We start from the raw sequence: 16,246 nt of genomic DNA on the forward strand, positions 1-16,246 counted from the left end.
GTTCAGCTAATGCAATTAAAAAAATAAACCGAGTTCTTAATCACATTTAAAAACTAAACACCCAAATGTACAAAAATTATGAGGTGCCTCCAAGTCTATATGTCCGTAGGCGAGGTGCAAAAATCTGGAAAATAATGAAACTGATAGCATTCTTTATGGTGCTCGGAACGATGTGTTTACATGCGTCAGGTTACGCACAACGGGTTACGCTCGACCTAAAAAATTCTTCTTTAGAGCAAGCCTTAAAAACTATCGGGAAGCAGAGCGGATATCACGTTCTATATAATCCATTGACGATTGATAAGTCGAAGCGTGTATCGTTAAATCTAAAAAATGCATCCTTGGATGATGCTTTGAAACGTGTATTTGCAGATCAGCCACTGGTATATACCGTCAGTAAGAAAACAATTGTGGTGAAGGAGAAGCCACGTGTTAAACCTGTTCCGGTTAAAATTATAGCGGAAGAAAGCAAACAACAGCAATCGGTTAATGGCGTGGTATCAGATTCCATCGGCCCCATACAGGGGGTGTCTGTTGTTGTGAAGGGTAGCTCTGCAAATGGTACAACAACAAATCAGCAGGGGTATTTTACCGTTCAAGTACCCGATAATAACGTCACGTTGATTTTTACGATGGTGGGTTATGAAACGCAGGAGATTCCGTTGAATGGGCGAAGGGAATTACAGATTAAACTGCGTTCCGTCAACGCTGATTTGGAGGAAGTCGTTGTCGTAGGTTACGGAACCCAGCGGAGATCGGATGTTACAGGGGCAATTAGTTCCGTGGAATCGACGACTATTGCCCGAGCTGCAACAGCCGACGCAACAGGAGCATTGCAAGGACAAACACCAGGTGCAGTCGTTGTCAAAAATGTGGGGAAACCCGGTTCGGGTTATAATATTAATATCCGTGGTATAAGTTCTTTCGGAGGTTCTAACTCCCCTTTGTTCGTAATCGATGGAATACCTACCACGTCCGGATTGAATGATATTAATCCGGCGGATATCGAAAAAATAGACGTTTTGAAAGATGCTTCTGCAACGGCGATTTATGGCTCACGTGGAGCCAAAGGTGTAGTGATTGTGACCACCAAAAAGGGAAAGCAAGGCCAAACGACGATTGCATATGACGGCTATGCCGGAGCGAGAAAACCTACAAATTTGCCGGATATGATGAACGGAGAACAATATGTAAAATATCGTACCGATCAGTTTTTGGCAACTGGACGGGATACTTCCCGTAGTAACAATGCTTTCTTTACACCAGCGCAATGGGCAAATATCGACGCGGGTCGTTTTACCGATTGGCCGGGAATGTTTCTTAAAGATGGCAGGCAGATGAACCATAATGTTTCCGCTAGTGGCGGAGATGAACAAACCCGCTTTTCGTTAGGACTTGGATTTTTACAAGAGGGCGGTAACGTTAGTCCAGAGGATTTTAAACGGTATTCCTTTCGTGGAAATATAGACAAGAATATCGGAGAGAAATGGATGGCTGGAATGAGTTTTTATGCGGCTCAAAATTTACAAAATCTAGGAAGTTCCGAAACGTTGCGTTCAGCCTATCGACTGCCGCCCACGGTATCACCTTATGATAGCGATGGCAACCCTGTTTTTCGTGTTCTTGGAGGCGACGGTGTGACCAACCCTTTATTTGATGCTGATAATGATATACGGGATAGCCGAGGCATCAGGGCATTTGGGCAGATATACTTACAGGTAAAACCGTTACCCTACTTAACGCTGAAAACAACTTTTTCACCCAGTCTTAATACCGATAGGTTTGCTTGGTATTTTGGTTCGGAATCAAAAGAAGGGGCAGGAAATGGCGGATATAATTCATCAAGAAATAATAGCACAAGTGAACAGGTTAACTGGCTTTGGGATAACCAGGCGATTTATGAACGGACTTTGGGAAGTCATAAACTAACAGCAACCGTCATACAAAGTATGCAAAAAGATCGAATGGAATCTAGCGGAATAGATGTTTATAACTTACCTTATAATTCGCTATGGTATAATTTTGGATCCGCAACAAATACAGATTTTAATGGTACTTTTCGAGGGCCGACTGTTCGCTCAAATTTTGTGCAATATACATTGGCATCTGTCCGTGGCCGGGTAAACTATAGCTTTAACGATATGTATCTATTAACGGTATCCGGTACATGGGATGGTTCTTCCAGACTGGCGGAAGGGAATAAATGGGGTTTTTTCCCCTCCGCATCAGCCGCATGGCGTATTTCGCAAACAGAATTTATACAACAAATAGGAGCGATTAATGATCTGAAACTTCGATTAAGCTACGGAGCGTCCGGAAACGACAGGGTAGACCCCTATATTACGCAGGCAACTTTGGGAGCATCGACTTATTTTTTTGGAAATGCACTGGTTCAGGGATATTCTCCTAATAGGCTCGCAAATAAATTGCTGACTTGGGAAACGACCAAGGAAATTAACCTAGGTTTAGATTTCGGATTTTTAGGGAATCGGATATACGGAACGATTGATCTTTACGATCGCAAAATACATGATATATTACTGAATCGCAATCTACCAGCACCCTCAGGCTGGGAATCGGTAAGTGCAAATATGGGGAAACTCAGAAATCGCGGTCTAGAAGTGGGATTGACTACGGTGAACGTACAGACCGATAAATTTTCTTGGAAGACGGATTTTGTATTCGATGCGAATAAGAATGAAATCCTCGAAACCGCCAATGGGAAAGCTGATGATATTGGAAACGCTTTTTTTATTGGGCATCCGGTACAAGTAAATTATAATTATGTGTTTGATGGAGTTTGGCAAGAATCGGAACGTGATATCGCGGCGGGATATAACCAGCTACCCGGGCAAGTGCGTGTAAAAGACCTTGATAATAATGGGGTCATCAATGCGGAGGACCGGCAAATTATTGGCAAGCGTGTGCCGACTTGGACAGGTTCTTTTGCGACAACATTTCGATATGGTAATATCGATCTTTATGCAATGGCCTATACCCGTCGGGGAGAACAATTTAATTCATCGTTCAACAGTAGTTTTATGAATTACAATCAGATTTATAATCAGGTGAATGTTGATTATTGGACGCCAGATAATCCGTCGCAGACGCATTTTCAACCCGGCACACCCGGCACATTTGTAAACGTCGCTTATTTTCGGAAAGCAGATTTTGTGCGTATCAGTAATATAACATTGGGTTATACGGTTCCTACCAGTTTAATTAGTAAATATAAGATTAATAGTTTGCGGTTTTATGCGACCGCGACTAATCCGTTTTTGTTTACCGACTATGAAGGATATGATCCCGAATGGGCTGCCCAAAATACCTATGGGACGGCTATAAGCACGAGTAGTTATCTTTTTGGGGTAAATGTTTCATTTTAATTTTAAAACGACGATGAAAAAGAATCTTTTCATATCCATTTTTATATTGTCTGCTGCCTTTTCTTCTTGTGCGAAATTCTTGGAAGAAAAGAATATAAGCGGAATAACGGCAGAGAACTACTACGTGGACGTTGCCGGTTATGAATCCTTGGTTAACTCTTGTTATGCTTCCTTGCGAGATATCTATGGAATCAACCCCAGTTTGTTTGAGTGGGGAACAGATATTGGTACACGTGGAGAAATTGAACTGGTAAGTGGTTCGGCGAACGATGTGCCAGCAGAACAGCTCAATGAATACCGTACGTTGACACCCGATAATGGTCCTATTAATACTTTTTTCTCCGCTGCTTTCAGTGGAATTCAGAGTTGTAATACGGCGATTCACAGAGCAGATGCAATTCCCGATTTAGGAGAGGAGCTGAAAGCGAGAAGAACAGCTGAAGTTCGTTTTTTGAGAGCTTATTATTACTATCTGTTGGTGGAGAATTTTGGTGCGGTGCCTATTGTAGAAGAAGAGTTTACAGAGCCTGTCAGTCATTTTGAACCCGCATCTGAACAAACAGTATACGAGTTTTTAGGGAATGAGCTATCGGCCATTATACCATCATTGGAAGCTGATCCGACCAAAGTGGAAGCTGGAAGAGTTACACAAGGAGCTGCAAAACAGTTGCACGCCTTACTTTATTTAACAAAAGGATATAAATCGTTCGGTAGCGACGCAGATTTTGTTCGGGCAGCACAGATAGGAGAGGAGCTCATTAATGGTTCTGCTTATAGTTTACAGCCTTCTTTTGCGGAAGTCTTTGAACCAGGGAATGAAAAAAATCGGGAAATTATTTTTTCGGTGCAGTATGGACCGCAACCGGGCTATAATGGCAACGCGCAGAATATTATGTTTGGATGGCGTTATTGGCGAGAACAGGGATTTGATGAAGTTAGTGCCGTGACAGATTATAATAGGAGGAGGTCAGATTTCATGCCTACGCAATTTTTGTACACCTTGTTCAACACAGCGAAGGACGCCCGGTATGAAGCGACGTTTCTTAGTGAACTTTATGCAACAAAAGATGAAGGAAACATAAGAAAAGGGGATTTAAGATATTATTTTCCTTTTCCTGACCAACCATTCACGTCAACAGATGAAGCAAATTTGAAGGCTAATAATCCTCGTGTGGAGGTAATCCGTTTTGAGCGGTGGAAGCAGGCATTCAGCAATGTGGGGGGTGCAGAAAAGTTCCCGATGATCAATAAGTTTTATGCACCAGATGCAGGTCTTCCCTATAACAATGAATTTACTTATGCCAGTACAAAAGATGTATTCTTATTTCGACTGGGAGAAACATACTTAATTACCGCAGAAGCTTACTATAATGCTGGGGAAACGGGCAAAGCTGTAGAAAAACTGAATGTTCTTAGAGAGAGAGCGGCGAAAGCAGGACAAAGTCTTGCTATCACTGCTGCAGATGTTGATTTGGATTTTATATTAGATGAACGGGCAAGAGAGATGGCAGGAGAGTATAAAAGATGGCTGGATTTAAAACGTACCCGAAAGTTAGAGAGGGCTTTTGAACACAACATATTGACAAAAATGGCGAATCCTTCAGGAATAGTGGATAACAAATATTATTTGAGACCAATTCCGCAATCAGTAATCGATAGGGATACGGGAGAATATCCACAGAATGACGGGTATTAAATATTGTCTGTGAGGTCACAGGTTACCACGGGTTGCAACCCGTGGTATTATTATATAAATTTATAGATTCCATGAAAAGACTAACGACAATCTTCTTGTTTGCCTGTATAGCCGTTTGTAGCTACGGGCAAACTCGTTTTAAGCAACCCGTCTACGAAGCGATTTATTCGGGCGTGCCTTGGTTTGACCAACATGGGAATACCGTGAGTGCACATGGCGCAGGTGTCATCAAAGATAATGGTCGATATTATTTGTTCGGCGAGTTTAAGACTGATTCGGCGAATGTGTTTAACGGTTTCGCCTGCTATTCCTCGGCGGATCTCTATAACTGGACGTTTGAGCGCATGGCACTTCCGTTGCAGGAAGAAGGGAAATTAGGCAAGAACCGTGTTGGGGAACGACCCAAGGTAATGAAATCGCCGGCTACGGGCGAGTATGTTATGTTTATGCACGTCGATTCCTTGAACTACAAAGATCAATACGTCGGGTACGCAACAGCACAACATATCACCGGGCCTTATACGTTCCAAGGTCCCATCCTGTACGAAGGAAAGCCGATCCGGAGATGGGATATGGGCGTGTTTCAGGATGAAGATGGAACGGGTTATCTATTGGTTCACCATGGCGATATTTATCAATTGACCGCGGATTACCGTGGGATTGACAAGCAAGTCGCTAGCCGTGTTCCGGGTATGGGTGAATCCCCCGCGATGTTAAAGAAAAATGGGGTGTACTTCTTGCTGAGTTCAAACCTAACCAGTTGGGAGCGTAACGATAATCAGTATCATACCGCACGGAACATCGCTGGCCCTTGGACAGAGCAAGGTTTGTTTGCGCCGGAAGGTAGCCTGACCTGGAATTCCCAGTGTTCGTTTGTATTACCGATTATGGGTACACAGGATACTACTTTTATGTATATGGGCGATCGTTGGTCATTTCCGAAACAAAACTCGGCGGCTACTTATGTATGGCAACCTTTCGAGATAGATGGAGAACGTCTGTCTATTCCTGCTTATCAGGAATCCTGGACAATCGATTTGTCTACGGGGCAACATAAGTCCGTGCAAACCCAAGGAACGGAGATCGAACTGAAAGATATGGATGCGGTGAGTTTCCAAGGCAATTGGAAAGCAGACAGCATGGAGACGTATAGCTCGGATAATAAAGACGATCATTTTTTGTATACGTTTACCGGAACGGGTCTAAAATTATACGGACTGGCGCGGCCGGACGGTGGGTATGCAAAAGTTTGCATACGGGATCCAAAAGGTAACACGGTCGTAGAATCTATTGTCGATATGTATTGTTTATATCCTGCCGAAACGCTCAAATTTGTGAGCCCGGCATTACCGAAAGATACGTATACTATAATCGTTACCGTAATGGGCGAACGTGGAAACTGGGCGGATAAAAGAAGAAACAACTACGGTAGTACCGGCTATGGTGTCGCTTTGAAGAGGATAGCCGTACAGCCATAATCTCGGAAACAAAATCCATACATAAGTAAAAATTTAAATGATGATGAGGACAATGTGGAATACATATACGATGACGGTGCTGTTGTTTCTTTTCCTGACTGGAGAACACCTTTCTGCACAGAAAAGCCAAGTAACACTACAGAAGGTCAGTGTGGAGGCACCTTTTAAGATGCCGAAGATCAAAACACCGAACTTTACACGGGTTGCGGATTTTGTCATTACAGATTACGGTGCAGAACCGGGAGACAAAGAAAAAAATGCTGTAGCCCTTGAAAAAGCTATAGCTGCCGCTACCGTTGCCGGAGGGAATGTGATTATCCCGGCGGGCGAATGGAAAACCAAGAAAATCCATTTGAAGAGCAATGTGAATCTCCACCTTTCCGAAGGTGCTGTATTGTTGTTCTCTCCCGATCCACAAGATTACTTGCCGGCTGTATTTACCACCTGGGAAGGGTTGGAATGCTACAACTATTCGCCGTTGATCTATGCTTTCGAGGCAAAGAACGTTGCGATTACGGGAAAAGGCGAGGTTAGGGCAGATATTAGTCAATGGCGTAAATGGTTCCCGCGTCCATCGGCACACATGGAAAGTATCAAACGCTTATATAACTGGGCACAAGATCGCGTGCCGGTAGAAGATAGAAACATGGTCAACGACACGTCCAATATGCGCCCGCAGTTTATACAGTTTAACCGTTGTGAGAATGTATTGGTAGAAGATATCAAGATCCGTAACAGCCCATTTTGGACCGTACATCTTTATTTATCTAAGAATATTATCGTGCGTGGTATTGATGTGTACGCACATGGTCATAACAACGATGGTATTGATCCGGAAATGAGTCAAAATGTACTGATTGAGAACTGCGTATTCGATCAGGGAGATGATGCCATTGCCATTAAATCGGGGAGGAATCCGGAAGGCTGGCGACTGAAAACGCCATCTAAGAATATCGTTATCCGAGATTGTCTCGTGAAAGACGGCCATCAATTAGTCGCGATAGGCAGTGAGTTATCGGGAGGTATCGAAAATGTCTATGTCGAAAATTGTAAAGTGGCAGATGATAACGAGAAACTGATGCACCTGTTGTTTATCAAAACAAATGAGCGGATGGGCGGTCATGTTAAGCAGGTATATTTCAAAAATATTGAAGCTAATGCGATCCGGGAAGGTATTTTGGGAATTGATACGGATGTTTTATATCAGTGGCGTACTTTGGTACCCACGGTAGTTCGAAAATTGACCCCAATTCAGGATATTTACTTAGAAAACGTACAAGCAACGGAGGCCAAGTTTGTAAGCAAGATAAACGGAAATGCGGATTTGCCGGTACGTCATATCCACTTAAAAAATGTGACCCTCCGTCATGCTTCCGAAGAAGAAATTCAGACAAAAAATGTAGAAGGGTTTGTGCTAAATTAGCAGTCATAGCGGCACAGGTTGCATCCCGCCATTATAAAATATAATTTTAATGATGATGAAAAGAGTAATAGGAACGTTCTTCCTTTTGTTTATTGCTTTTAGCAATTATGCACAGGATGGATTTAAACTAATAGCCGACGGACAAGGTGCCTCCCTGCATTATAGTGGTACAGCATCTTTGGTGGAAACGGCAATTGACTTGATTGTGGAAGATTCGAAAAGTGTCTCCGAGCAGCCGTTCCGATTAACTGATAAGCCAGCGAGCGGATCAGTGATCATTGGTATTCCGGGAGAAAGCAAGTCATTTGATCAGCTCTTGGCTGCAAATCAAATTGATATATCTGAGATTAAAGGACAATGGGAAGCTTTCCATATACAAGCGATAAGAGTTGGAAACACACAATCCCTTTTTGTGGTTGGAAGTGATCCACATGGAGCGGCTTATGGCGTGTTGGAGTTGTCCCGATTAATTGGTGTATCGCCCTGGGTCTGGTGGGCCGACGTAGCACCTGAACGCAAATCGGATGTTATTTTGCCAGCTGATTTTAAAGATACGCAATATCCTAATGTACAATACAGAGGGATTTTTCTAAACGACGAAGATTGGGGTTTAACGCCTTGGAGCGCCCATACATTTGAACCCGAAGCGAAAATAAAAGAGGGTATTGATCCTGCCAAAACAAAAAAAATGCAGACCATAGGTCCGAAGACCTATAGCAAAATCTTTGAACTCTTATTGCGGTTACGGGCGAATACCATCTGGCCGGCCATGCATGAAGTAACGGTTCCGTTTTATTTTGTGCAGGGCAATCGGGAAGCTGCTGAAAAATATGGCATCTATATCGGTTCTTCGCATTGCGAACCCTTAGCCAGAAACAGTGCCACAGAATGGGATATCGTGGGAGAAGGACGGTATAACTATATCAGCAATAAAGAAAATGTCGTGTCGTATTGGACAGACCGTCTAAAAGAGCTGGGTGGCTCAAATAATATATTTACACTTGGCATGCGCGGTAAGCATGATGGCGCTATGGAAGGGGTAAAAGGTGTTGCAGAATATAAAGATGCTATAGATAAAGTTATCGTCGATCAAACGGCATTGTTGAAGACGTATATTAACCCTGATCCGTCCCAGATTCCGCAGGTTGTGATCCCCTATAAGGAAATACTTGATGTGTACCGAGCAGGTATGAAGGTGCCTGACTACGCCACCTTGATGTGGTGTGATGACAACTATGGATACATTACGCATTTCCCTGATGCGGAGGAGAAACAGCGAAGTGGTGGAAACGGTGTATATTATCATATTTCCTATTGGGGACGTCCCCACGACTATTTATGGTTATCCACCGCGAGTCCCGCATTGATCCATCAACAGATGAAAACAGCTTATGAACATGATGTTCGTAAAATATGGATTGTAAATGTCGGTGATATCAAACCGGGGGAATATCAAACAGAGCTGTTTCTGGATATGGCGTGGAATATAGAGGAAATCAACAATAAGGGGGTTAACCAACATCTTCGAGATTGGTTGACACGTGAGTTTGGACGTGAGACTGGTGAAAAACTGCTGCCCATGATGCAAGAACACTACCGATTAGCACATATCCGTAAACCGGAATTTATGGGCAATACGCGTGAGGAGGAAGCAGACCGTGCGTATTACAGAACGGTGCGTGATTTGCCTTGGAGTGAAGAAGAAGTGCGTGACCGGTTACAATCCTACAGAGATCTTTCGACAGCGGTATCCGCGATAGAAAATTTTATTCCACAGAACAAAAGAGAAGCTTTTTTTCAATTAATAGCGTATCCTATTCAAGGGGCAGCGGAAATGAACCATAAGATGCTACATGCACAATTAGCGCGTCATGGGAAAGTCGACTGGAAAGAAAGCCATGATGCCTTTGATCGTATCATAGCGCTAACGGATAAATATAATAACCTGCATGGTGGAAAGTGGAATCGTATGATGGATTATAAACCTCGAAATTTGCCGGTATTTCAGCGTGTGAAGGAGGAGCAGGCGACTGAACCTATGATAAGCCATATTAAACCAAACCTGACGTTGAATGGAGCAGATCTACACGGCAAGTCTACCTCTCTAGAAGGACTTGGTTATGAGGGGAAAGCAGTTTCCGTGGCCAAAGGCGAAGAATTATATTATGATTTGAAGGAAATACAAGGCGATTCTGTTCTCGTGGAAGTACGATTGTTACCGAGCCATCCCGTAGAGGGAGGGGATATCCGTTTCGCCATTTCGCTGGGTGATACCGCTACACAGGAAATATCCTATAAGACTGTGGGGCGTAGCGAAGAGTGGAAAATGAATGTGCTGCGTAATCAAGCTATTCGAAAGATAAGGTTCCCTTTGCAAGGAAAAGATAAAGCAAGAATTAGAATCTCCGCGTTAGATGAGGGTGTTGTGTTGGATCAGGTGTTGGTGTTTGGATTATAACAAAAGAGGCGATGCACTCTACTGCGCATCGCCTCTTTTTTATTTCTGTATCGGATACTGTTTGAATATTCCGTTGACAATCTGTGGAAGTTTATTAATGGTCTTTTCGGGAGATTTAACCTCAGATGAACCCCTAGCTTGCCATACAACACTGTTGGTTCGTCTATCCACTGCCTCGATAATGAGGTGGGCATAACGGTATTTTTCATGACCTACAGGATAGCTGTAACCACCCCAGCCCATTCCCCAGCCCCAACCCATACCCCAAGGACCCCAGCCGCCCCATCCGTAAGATGGGCTATATACCATACGGCTTTTGTTATTCACAATCGTGACATAGCGAAAAAGAATATCCGGGTTGTCTTTGGAATATTGCATACCCAATGCTTCCAATTCCTTATTGGCAGCATTCAGGATATTGCTTTTGGCAATATCATTGTTGAAATAATTTTTAGATAGCGAATCCACCGGTGGAAGCCAACTATACGTTTTGTATTGGCCAAAATCTTGGTGCTGAACCCGCGTGGTATTATACTTCACAGAAGCACAGGAAGCAAGAATGGCCACAATACCCAATAGGAAAATATATTTTATCGTATTCATAATAACCCCATTTTATTTTATTAGACAGGTGAATTGATAAAAGGTTTAAAGAATTTTATGTTCTTTTTTCCCTCAAAAAAGATTAAAAATACTTCGCTACCAATGGCATGACCCGTCCGCTACCGAAAGCTTTGGGACTTACCCGAAGTATAGGCGGCGCCTGAAATCGCTTAAATTCGGCATTGTTTAGTAACGCGGCAATACGTTTTACCAAGGTCTCCTCGAATCCCGATTGAATGACTGCCGTCACTGATTTTTCCAGTTCAATAAGTTGATACAATATACTGTCCAATATATCGTAGGGAGGCAAGGAATCGGAATCCTTCTGATCTGGACGTAGCTCGGCCGAAGGTGGTTTAACAATAGTATTCACCGGAATGATTTCCCGTTCACGGTTAATATAACCGGCCAATGTGTAGGCTTGGGTTTTGTAAACATCACCAATGACGCTCAAAGAACCCGCCATATCGCCGTATAATGTTCCATATCCAACGGCTGCTTCGCTCTTATTGGACGTGTTTAATAGGATATGACCAAATTTATTAGAAAGAGCCATAAGGATCGTTCCTCGAATACGGGCTTGTATATTTTCTTCCGTAAGATCAGGAGCGCGATCCCTGAACGGCTCGGAGAGCGTTTGTTCAAAAGCCTCTGCAACGTCTTTTATAGGGATAATTTGGTAGGAACAACCGGTGTTTTCGACCAAATCCAAAGCGTCTTTTAGGGAATGGTCACTGGAATAGACAGAAGGCATCAGGACGGCAAGGACATTTTCTGCACCTAGTGCTTCGCAGGCCAAAGCAGCCACAACTGCCGAGTCTAATCCTCCTGACAGGCCCAGGACAGCCTTTTTGAAACCAGACTTCTGAAAGTAATCTCGAATTCCTAAAAGGAGCGCCTGGTGGATTAACGCTATTTCCGACGGTTTATCGTTGTTTTCTACCGGTAAGTCTTTAGAAGTAGCTTGCGATTGGGCATACATGTCCACTATGGTGTAATCTTCCGAAAAGCCTTCTAACGCGGACAGTATGTTACCATTTCTATCCAGCGCCAACGAACGTCCATCAAAAATAATATCGGTATGTGCACCGATTTGGTTGACATACACCAATGGACATCCTGCTTTAATGACATTGCGTTTTAATACATTGATCCGATTGTCGAAATGGGTATACGAAAAAGGGGAGGCGGCAATATTGATAATAAGCGAGGGATTTTCCTTCCGTAATTCCGCCATTAAGTCGCCCACATAGGAGTTTGATACCTCGTCGTCCCACAAGTCTTCGCAGACCGTTAGTGCCACCTTTTCTCCTGCGATTTCAATACAAGAGGCAGAACGGTTAGGTTCGAAGTATCGGTATTCATCAAACACATCGTAATCCGGTAATAAGCTTTTCTTACAGATGTGTTGAATTTGTCCATCCGCCAGTACGATGGCGGCATTGTAAAGTGGTTTGCCCTCTGGATCCATATTTGCCACAGGCGAGCCAATGACGCAATGAATGCCTTGGCATGCTTGTGCAATTTCCTGCAAGCTATCGGTGCACTGTTGAATAAATTGGGTGTTTCGCAACAGATCCTTTGCAGGGTAACCACCTACGGCGAGTTCAGCGAAAACAATTAAATCAGCACCATCTGCTTTGGCGCGCGTAATATGACGGATAATTTTTTCGTTATTGGCGGCAAAATTCCCGATATGATAGTTTAGTTGAGCAAGCGCTATCTTCATTGTGCATGGATTTGTTGGAAGTAAAAATAAGAAAACCGACCGGATACACGAAATCTCTTAGCGAAAAGGTGGAAGGCTGTAGAATGGGAAGAAGCTTTTTTTGCAGAACTCTTTTCGTTATATTTGCGTAAGACTAAATTTTAGTGATATATGCTAAATATTTAAGCTCTTGCAACAAGATTTGGAATGATTATGAAAGTACTATTGGACATAAAAGATAGCAAAGCATTGCACTTATTAGAAGTGCTTAAAGAGTTGCCTTATGTGAAAACCAAGCAGCTTACTGATTCTAAGGCGCAGCTTATGAGTGAGATTCGGGAAGCTGTCGAGGAGATGAAACTTATTCGGGCGGGTAAAAAACAAGCCCGTGATGCGGAAGATTTTCTGAATGGGCTATAGCGTAAAATCTATTGAGGTTTTTGAACGACAAGCTAAAAAGCTGATCAAAAAATATCCGTCTCTAAAATCAGAATTTTTGGCGCTCATACAGGAACTCAAAGGAAATCCAGTTCAAGGTACAGCCTTAGGCAAAAGTTGCTACAAAATTCGATTATCTATCAAGTCAAAGGGAAAAGGTAAATCCGGAGGAGCTAGGATAATTACCAACTTTGTAGTGGCTAACGATACGGTTTATTTACTTTCTGTCTATGACAAGTCTGATAAGGAAAATATCTCTGATAAAGAGTTGGATGAGCTCTTGTTATCTGTGCCGGAATGGTAGTCTGCTAACATTCCCCCAATTATCGAGATCCTCTTCCGAAATATTTTTTTCTTTTATGGCATGCTGAAGGTTGTTCAACAATTTTCCAGAGAAATATTTTGCAAGAAAGTCTCGTATGGCAAGTAGATCTTCTTCGCTAGGTTCAAAAGAGTAAACTTTAAGTAATTCTAATTGCAAACTATTTAGTTTTTGATTTTCCATGTCAAGCTGTACTCGTCTTTGCTCTTTCTTTACGTTTAAATTTAAAAATAAATCACGTGCATTGCAAGTTTTCGATACTTCCAAATAACAAAGCCCGCTGATTCAAACAGCGGGCTTCGTTTATTTATAGCGATTAAATTATTTTTTATCCTTTATATCCACTACTTCAATATAAAAATGCAAGGGTGAATCTGCAGGAATATCATCCGAGGCCGTATTGTCGTAACAGTAAGGTGATGGTGCGACGAACTCGATAATAGCTCCTTTCTGTAGCCCTTTTTCGGTGATGCCGCCGATCTTATAATCCTTTTCGTTTAGCCGTACTTCCTTGGGATAGAAGGCAATATTCCATGCTGGAATAACTCCACCAAGTTGGAACGAGCGGGTGTCATCTTCTGGATCGTCCTCAGGCGTTTGGTCAAAAATCTCTCCGTTCCTCATCAATTTACCAACATATTTTACCTCTACGGTCGGACTGGCGAGGGCCAAGCCTCCCATAGAACCCGGAACCAACCATCGCGTATACGTTCCTTCTTCTCCTGGTTCGTGAACCTTAAACCAGATACCCGTGGAATCGTCAAATTGCGCATCCTCGCCAAAATTTGCTTCAGCGAATGCTTTGAGTTCGGGAGCTTGTTCTTCTAGTAAGGCTTCGATACGTATTCGGTTTAAGGAATCTCTACGACGTTGTTCTTCCGCCCAATTGGCATTGTTGTCGTCTGATTTGCTGCAGGACACGATGCCAATTGTGGCTAATAGGAAGAGGAAAAAGAATTTTGAAAGGTTTTTCATTTTTTTGATTAAAAAAGAGCGTGTCTAAAAAACTTCGGACACGCCCTTTGTATGTATTACTTGTGATTATTTTGTTGTTATTCGATGCCTAATACTTCAAAGTCGTAACGCACGGGAGCATTTGAAGGAAGATAATTCGGTGCTTGTTGGCCCGAATACAGAGGTGTTGACCAATAAGACGGTGATATAATGCGGACTTTACTGCCTTTCTGTAAACCTTTTTCGGTGAGTCCTGCCAAAAGACCTAAATTCCGGTTTTCGCCCTCAAATTTTGCGGTATATGGAGAGAATCCGATAAGCCATGCTGTGGTTAAGTTTGTGTTTGTGCTAGTAAAAGTATAATCACTTCCTGTCGCATCCTCTTTCAGCGGCGTTTCACTCGTTAACGAATATACGGCGTATTTTAATTTTACAGATGTTGGAGGAATTATTTGGTATTGGCCATACCCAATACTTTTCGCTTTATATTCGTATGCTTCATCGTCTTCTTGAGTCGGTTCCGCAAGTACTTCATACCAAATACCTCTTTTAACAGTTTTTCCTAACCGCGGTAATGAAATCGTAACGGTATCTTCTTTCCAGTCTCCTTCAGTTGACGCTAAGTAATCTTGAATCTTTATTTTTTCGGCAGAAAGCAGAGAATCCACAGCTTTTTCTTGTTTTAAATATTCTGCTTCGTAATCTGTATCGTCATTGTCTTTCATACAAGAAGCAAATGCGACTGCTAAAACAGCGAATACAATTAATGGTCTAAATAGAGTTTTCATCTTTTTTTCTTATTTTTTTTAATAGCTGATGAGTTCTCTCCCGATGAATCGGGATCGGTTTCATAAATTCTAATATCTTTTTCTACAGGATAGAACGCAGGTTCATATCTTAATGCTACAGCAAAAGTAAGAAAATTATATATTTTTCTGTAGAAGTAGGTTAAGCTCTTTCGCATTAGATAGGATTCCATGATATTTTTGTCTTCTTAATATTACTTTTTTCTTCACTTTTTTTCTAATTAAAGACAACAACTTTATTAATTCTGGAAAATACCGATCATAAAGAAATAAAAATAGTTATATATAATTATTTTAGGGTAATTCTCTTTTTTTTTATTTAAAATGACTTACCTTTACGATGAATAAAAAAATTAACATCATGAAAAAATCATTATTACTTTTATTGTTTATTGTTGTTGCCGTCTGTCCATCATTTGCCCAAGTTGGCTTGTTGCCACCCCATTATCCAGCGAAGCCTGGGGACGATTTATCTGCTGTAAGGATCGTGGCTGTCAATGAAATTCAAGATGCGGGAGAAACTTATTATTGGGCGTTGGTAGAGCTACATCAAACATTATCCCCACAGGCTAAGGATAATGGACCCAATGTTACCAAGTTCAATTTAGGAGCTGGTGCTTTAGATGGAGTTGCAGTTGAGAATTGGGGTATTGCTAGTTATTATCCTTCTCTGACGTACTATCACCCCGGAGATGCTTCTGGGTGGTTTAAAAGTTATAAACATAGTGCAGGTGGGAAATCTCTGATTTGGTGTGTTGCCTCACGTAGTGGTGACTATTTAACTATCAACTCATATCAAACTATATTGACACATATTAGTTATACCTATAAAAAGGGCTTCTTGGGACTCGGTAGAGGGTTTGGAACATATATTGTCAAAATTCCCGCACAGCTGAATCTTACCCAAAAATGGTATTAATTAACTTAGAAATCAACAGTCAGAAATAATCTGTTAATGATAGCTTTTAAATACC

The 16,246-nt window shown here is 42.2% G+C and carries 12 protein-coding genes; 8 read left to right on the plus strand and 4 right to left on the minus strand.

Translation table 11 applies throughout. From position 1 onward, the window contains the following. Window positions 1–134 precede the first annotated feature (134 nt). The 5 genes from H8B06_RS15380 (at window position 135) to H8B06_RS15400 (ending at window position 10,441) form a co-directional block, all read left to right on the plus strand. Window positions 135–3,386: a TonB-dependent receptor gene (locus tag H8B06_RS15380; protein WP_223857703.1), complete on the plus strand. Its 3,252-nt coding sequence runs from the start codon at window positions 135–137 to the stop codon at window positions 3,384–3,386. A 13-nt stretch (window positions 3,387–3,399) separates the two neighbouring features. After that, window positions 3,400–5,082, plus strand: a complete 1,683-nt coding sequence (locus tag H8B06_RS15385) for a RagB/SusD family nutrient uptake outer membrane protein (protein WP_190995136.1) — start codon at window positions 3,400–3,402, stop codon at window positions 5,080–5,082. Window positions 5,083–5,153: 71 nt separating this feature from the next. After that, window positions 5,154–6,560 carry a family 43 glycosylhydrolase gene (locus H8B06_RS15390; RefSeq protein WP_190995137.1) on the plus strand — a complete coding sequence of 469 codons (1,407 nt, stop codon included), beginning with the start codon at window positions 5,154–5,156 and terminating at the stop codon, window positions 6,558–6,560. Between the two features lie 37 nt (window positions 6,561–6,597). Then, the gene (locus H8B06_RS15395; protein WP_223857704.1) at window positions 6,598–7,983 is read left to right on the plus strand and encodes a glycoside hydrolase family 28 protein; all 1,386 of its coding nucleotides are present in this window, start codon (window positions 6,598–6,600) and stop codon (window positions 7,981–7,983) included. Between the two features lie 49 nt (window positions 7,984–8,032). Further along, window positions 8,033–10,441, plus strand: coding sequence for a glycosyl hydrolase 115 family protein (locus tag H8B06_RS15400; protein ID WP_190995138.1), 2,409 nt, complete (start codon window positions 8,033–8,035; stop codon window positions 10,439–10,441). Between the two features lie 39 nt (window positions 10,442–10,480). On the opposite strand, the gene H8B06_RS15405 is transcribed toward H8B06_RS15400, so the two are convergent. After that, window positions 10,481–11,044 (minus strand): DUF4136 domain-containing protein, encoded by a 564-nt coding sequence (locus tag H8B06_RS15405; protein ID WP_130142997.1) that lies wholly within the window; start codon window positions 11,042–11,044, stop codon window positions 10,481–10,483. Between the two features lie 82 nt (window positions 11,045–11,126). After that, on the minus strand, window positions 11,127–12,773 hold the full coding sequence (locus tag H8B06_RS15410) for an NAD+ synthase (RefSeq protein WP_190995139.1): 1,647 nt from the start codon (window positions 12,771–12,773) through the stop codon (window positions 11,127–11,129). 186 nt (window positions 12,774–12,959) lie between these two features. Between H8B06_RS15410 and H8B06_RS15415 the strand changes: the two genes are divergently transcribed. Together H8B06_RS15415 and H8B06_RS15420 are read left to right on the plus strand one after the other, a co-directional pair. Next, window positions 12,960–13,172 carry a hypothetical protein gene (locus H8B06_RS15415; protein ID WP_223857705.1) on the plus strand — a complete coding sequence of 71 codons (213 nt, stop codon included), beginning with the start codon at window positions 12,960–12,962 and terminating at the stop codon, window positions 13,170–13,172. After that, window positions 13,162–13,494 (plus strand): type II toxin-antitoxin system RelE/ParE family toxin, encoded by a 333-nt coding sequence (locus H8B06_RS15420; RefSeq protein ID WP_190995140.1) that lies wholly within the window; start codon window positions 13,162–13,164, stop codon window positions 13,492–13,494. The genes H8B06_RS15415 and H8B06_RS15420 overlap by 11 nt, the downstream gene beginning before the upstream one ends. 339 nt (window positions 13,495–13,833) lie before the next feature. Here H8B06_RS15420 and H8B06_RS15425 read toward each other — a convergent pair whose 3' ends face one another. Together H8B06_RS15425 and H8B06_RS15430 are read right to left on the minus strand one after the other, a co-directional pair. Next, window positions 13,834–14,487 (minus strand): FKBP-type peptidyl-prolyl cis-trans isomerase, encoded by a 654-nt coding sequence (locus H8B06_RS15425; RefSeq protein ID WP_190995141.1) that lies wholly within the window; start codon window positions 14,485–14,487, stop codon window positions 13,834–13,836. A 77-nt stretch (window positions 14,488–14,564) separates the two neighbouring features. Beyond that, a complete protein-coding gene (locus H8B06_RS15430; protein WP_190995142.1) occupies window positions 14,565–15,254 on the minus strand; it encodes an FKBP-type peptidyl-prolyl cis-trans isomerase in 690 nt (229 codons plus the stop codon). Between the two features lie 358 nt (window positions 15,255–15,612). Here H8B06_RS15430 and H8B06_RS15435 point away from each other — a divergent pair, with 358 nt between their 5' ends. Next, a complete protein-coding gene (locus H8B06_RS15435; RefSeq protein WP_223857706.1) occupies window positions 15,613–16,191 on the plus strand; it encodes a hypothetical protein in 579 nt (192 codons plus the stop codon). The last annotated feature ends 55 nt before the right edge of the window (window positions 16,192–16,246 follow it).

It is taken from the genome of Sphingobacterium micropteri (assembly GCF_014692515.1).
Classification (GTDB): domain Bacteria; phylum Bacteroidota; class Bacteroidia; order Sphingobacteriales; family Sphingobacteriaceae; genus Sphingobacterium; species Sphingobacterium micropteri.

Coding starts and splice junctions, on each gene's coding strand:
- H8B06_RS15380 (WP_223857703.1), top strand. CDS start 135: ATGAAACTGATAGCATTCTTTATGGTGCTCGGAACGATGTGTTTACAT.
- H8B06_RS15385 (WP_190995136.1), top strand. CDS start 3,400: ATGAAAAAGAATCTTTTCATATCCATTTTTATATTGTCTGCTGCCTTT.
- H8B06_RS15390 (WP_190995137.1), top strand. CDS start 5,154: ATGAAAAGACTAACGACAATCTTCTTGTTTGCCTGTATAGCCGTTTGT.
- H8B06_RS15395 (WP_223857704.1), top strand. CDS start 6,598: ATGATGATGAGGACAATGTGGAATACATATACGATGACGGTGCTGTTG.
- H8B06_RS15400 (WP_190995138.1), top strand. CDS start 8,033: ATGATGATGAAAAGAGTAATAGGAACGTTCTTCCTTTTGTTTATTGCT.
- H8B06_RS15405 (WP_130142997.1), bottom strand. CDS start 11,044: ATGAATACGATAAAATATATTTTCCTATTGGGTATTGTGGCCATTCTT.
- H8B06_RS15410 (WP_190995139.1), bottom strand. CDS start 12,773: ATGAAGATAGCGCTTGCTCAACTAAACTATCATATCGGGAATTTTGCC.
- H8B06_RS15415 (WP_223857705.1), top strand. CDS start 12,960: ATGATTATGAAAGTACTATTGGACATAAAAGATAGCAAAGCATTGCAC.
- H8B06_RS15420 (WP_190995140.1), top strand. CDS start 13,162: ATGGGCTATAGCGTAAAATCTATTGAGGTTTTTGAACGACAAGCTAAA.
- H8B06_RS15425 (WP_190995141.1), bottom strand. CDS start 14,487: ATGAAAAACCTTTCAAAATTCTTTTTCCTCTTCCTATTAGCCACAATT.
- H8B06_RS15430 (WP_190995142.1), bottom strand. CDS start 15,254: ATGAAAACTCTATTTAGACCATTAATTGTATTCGCTGTTTTAGCAGTC.
- H8B06_RS15435 (WP_223857706.1), top strand. CDS start 15,613: ATGAATAAAAAAATTAACATCATGAAAAAATCATTATTACTTTTATTG.